This window comes from Mesobacillus selenatarsenatis SF-1, assembly GCF_000813125.1.
Lineage (GTDB): Bacteria > Bacillota > Bacilli > Bacillales > Cytobacillaceae > Mesobacillus > Mesobacillus selenatarsenatis.
This window is the reverse complement of the sequence record NZ_BASE01000087.1, coordinates 1-3002: the sequence shown is the minus strand read 5'-3', so window position 1 is coordinate 3002 and position 3002 is coordinate 1. Positions and strand designations below refer to the sequence as shown.

The 3002-nt window shown below is 43.7% G+C and carries 4 protein-coding genes; all 4 read right to left on the bottom strand.

Annotated features, from left to right (window positions below; translation table 11 throughout):
- Positions 1-294 precede the first annotated feature (294 nt).
- Positions 295-675 (bottom strand): peroxiredoxin family protein, encoded by a 381-nt coding sequence (locus TY49_RS17505; RefSeq protein WP_041967204.1) that lies wholly within the window; start codon positions 673-675, stop codon positions 295-297.
- 16 nt (positions 676-691) lie between these two features.
- The gene (locus TY49_RS17500) at positions 692-1039 is read right to left on the bottom strand and encodes a DsrE/DsrF/DrsH-like family protein (protein ID WP_041967203.1); all 348 of its coding nucleotides are present in this window, start codon (positions 1037-1039) and stop codon (positions 692-694) included.
- 169 nt (positions 1040-1208) lie between these two features.
- On the bottom strand, positions 1209-1706 hold the full coding sequence (locus TY49_RS17495; protein WP_041967202.1) for a cupin domain-containing protein: 498 nt from the start codon (positions 1704-1706) through the stop codon (positions 1209-1211).
- A gap of 126 nt (positions 1707-1832) precedes the next feature.
- Positions 1833-2681 carry a KPN_02809 family neutral zinc metallopeptidase gene (gene ypfJ, locus TY49_RS17490; protein ID WP_041967201.1) on the bottom strand — a complete coding sequence of 283 codons (849 nt, stop codon included), beginning with the start codon at positions 2679-2681 and terminating at the stop codon, positions 1833-1835.
- Positions 2682-3002: the final 321 nt, after the last annotated feature.

The window sequence follows — 3002 nt, the reverse complement described above, 5'->3', positions numbered from 1 at the left end:
GAGCTTTTCTTGACAGCTTTTCTGCATTGAATCTCAAACCTGTCACAATAACGAGCTTTTCTTGACAGCTTTTCTGTTTTGAGCCCCAAACCTGTCACAATAACGAGATTTTCTTGACAGCTTTTCTGTTTTGAGCCCTAAACCTGTCACAATAACGAGCTTTTCTTGACAGCTTTTCTGCTTTGAACCTCAAATCTGTCATAATAACGAGCTTTTCTTGACAGCTTTTCTGCTTTAAATCTCAAAGCTTTCTAAATCCATCCGCTAGGTTCATTCTTCAAACTTATTATGAATTTAAAAATGCATAAATAAATCCGCGGATGCTGCTTCGTTTAGTAACCATTTGATTGGGACCTGTTCTGCTGGATGGATGAAATCGAAACGATCGTTTACATCCAGATCTACGACATAGAGCTGGGCTCCCATTTCTACGGCGATTCCTAGGAGGTCATGGACGGAAGATACTCCAAAGTCGTTCAATGCATTTGATAGGTACTCCAGGTCCTCAGACGGGACGGATACATATCGCTTATCCAGAATATTGACTCCCCTGCGGGAAAATGCCAGGATTACGTCTGCACCAGATGATGCAGCCCCAACGGCCACATTCAAAGGTGGGTATGCAGATTCCAGTTGATCGTGAAGTGCCATAACCACTACTTTTTTCTTTTCCATAAGCTCTTCACCTCCATTAATAGCTTAGTACTGCATCTGCCTGGTAGGCGGTCTCTAAAAAGGTTGCAACTCCTGATAACTCTGCACCTTCAATAAGCTCAAGTCCATCGGCAATCAATACATTCATCTGGCAGCCGAAAAATTTTATGCCTTTATCTAAAGCCTGCTGCATCAATTTTTGCAAATCAATATTGTGTGTTCTCTCCATAATTTTCAAATATCGTTTATCCAGGACTCGCGCTCCGTCCAAATCAAAGAAAATAGAAACCTCGTTCTCTTCCTCAGCGTTTTTCAGGGCTTTTTTCAAAACATAAGGGACATTGGAGCTCAATGAAACGAAGTAAACAAATTTCTTATTAGCCATGTGGCTTCACTTCCTTCATTCCGTTTATCTTCTACACCTAGTTATGTTGTCCAAATGATTAACTACCATGAATCTTACTTTATTATATACCCTTATAGGTATATGATAAAACAAAAAAACACGCAGCAATCTGATTGTACCCACAGGCTGCTGCGTGCCATATTATCTATTATTTTACCCACTTATGAAGAAGTGGACCTGTCTCACCGTATACCGGATCTGTTTCCGGAATAGGGACATTTTTGATTTGAGATAATGCTTGAGCCCGGACACCAGGATCTTCTTCCTTCAAGTCTGGATTTCGTCCATTTGGGTAAGCACCTACAACCTCGAAATCTTGGCTGCTGTCAATTTTCTTGTGGCCGGTTCCCGCCGGTAGGACGACAACATCCCCTGCTTTAAGCTCCAGACGTTCACCGGCATCCCCGCCAATTTGCACGGTTGCACTGCCTGACTTAACACCCAGCACTTCATGGGTATTTGTATGGTAATGATGATAATCGTAAATATCGCCAGTCCATGTGCCTGTCCAATTATGCTGCTGGAATTGGTCTTCCATGCTTAAGTTGTCATCAAAAACGCCTTGGTAGACAATGATCGGTAGTGTCGGATTATTGGGTATATCACCTGTGTCGTTTGCGAAAAATGATCGTATTTGTGTTCCCATTGTGAATTGCTCCTTTCCTATATCAGAATTTGTTACTCCTTTGAGGAGTAACACTCTATAAGTTGGCGCCACCCACAAATGTTAACTTGATGGCATCGACCATAAAAGGTCTATGCTTATCTGTACCTAAAATTCTCTTGTGTTAAACGTATCTCCTTGTTCAAGATTCCCAGCTTTATAGCCTTTTTGGAACCAGCTTTTCCTTTGTTCTGAGGTACCGTGAGTGAAACTTTCCGGTACAACATAGCCCTGCGATCGCTTCTGGATGGTGTCGTCCCCGACCGCACTGGCCGCATTCATCGCTTCCTCTAGGTCGCCTTCTTCCACGACGCCCATTCCCTGGGCATGGTGAGCCCATACGCCTGCCAAATAATCGGCCTGCAGCTCAAAGCGGACTTGATATTTGTTGAATTCTGTCTGGTCCAGACGACCGCGAAGTGAATTCAGTTTATCGGTCGTTCCCAGTAAAGTCTGGACATGGTGACCAACTTCATGGGCGACAACATAAGCCATTGCAAAATCACCAGGTGCCTGGAACTTTGTTTGAAGTTCATTATAAAAGCTGAGATCAATATAAAGCTTTTGGTCACCAGGACAATAAAACGGGCCTACCTGAGAGCCAGCCATTCCACACGCAGACTGGACGCTTCCTGAGTATAAAACAAGGGTGGGCTCTTGATATTCCATCCCTTCTTCCGCGAATACCTTGGACCACACTTCTTCCGTGTCAGCAAGGACTACTGAAACAAATTGGGCAAGTTCCTCTTCTTCGGCTGTCTGCTCATAAGGTGCAGGAGACTGGTTTCCACTGTTCGTCATATTATTGACGACATCCCCCATATCGCCTCCGCCCAGGAATGTCATGATTACTAATAAGATAATCCCGCCAAGGCCGCCACCCATGAGCATGCCACCGCCGCCCATTCCTCTTCTATCTTCCACATTGCTGCTCGCTCTTCTGCCTTTCCACTGCATGATGTTGGCTCCTTCCTGCTATATACTAAACACTGATAAAAAATTTCAATGGATGTCCTTAGTGTTATACCCGCATATAAGCGATATATTTGCCTTTCTGCGAATAATTTTTTTGGTAATTCACTTACCTGCTTTTTACCTGGTAAAGTACGGCCATCATCCGATTTCAATACACTTGGGGGATCAATCAAAAGCATCCTTTTCCCTTTTTCTTAGCTTTCGCTTCATTTTTGGGTAATGCAAGGGCTATCCTTTTACCCTTTTCAAGCTTGCCCGCTCATTTCGGGCAATGCAGAGCCTTTCCTTTTACCTTTTTCAGAC

Coding starts and splice junctions, on each gene's coding strand:
- TY49_RS17505 (WP_041967204.1), bottom strand. CDS start 675: ATGGAAAAGAAAAAAGTAGTGGTTATGGCACTTCACGATCAACTGGAA.
- TY49_RS17495 (WP_041967202.1), bottom strand. CDS start 1,706: ATGGGAACACAAATACGATCATTTTTCGCAAACGACACAGGTGATATA.
- TY49_RS17500 (WP_041967203.1), bottom strand. CDS start 1,039: ATGGCTAATAAGAAATTTGTTTACTTCGTTTCATTGAGCTCCAATGTC.
- ypfJ (WP_041967201.1), bottom strand. CDS start 2,681: ATGCAGTGGAAAGGCAGAAGAGCGAGCAGCAATGTGGAAGATAGAAGA.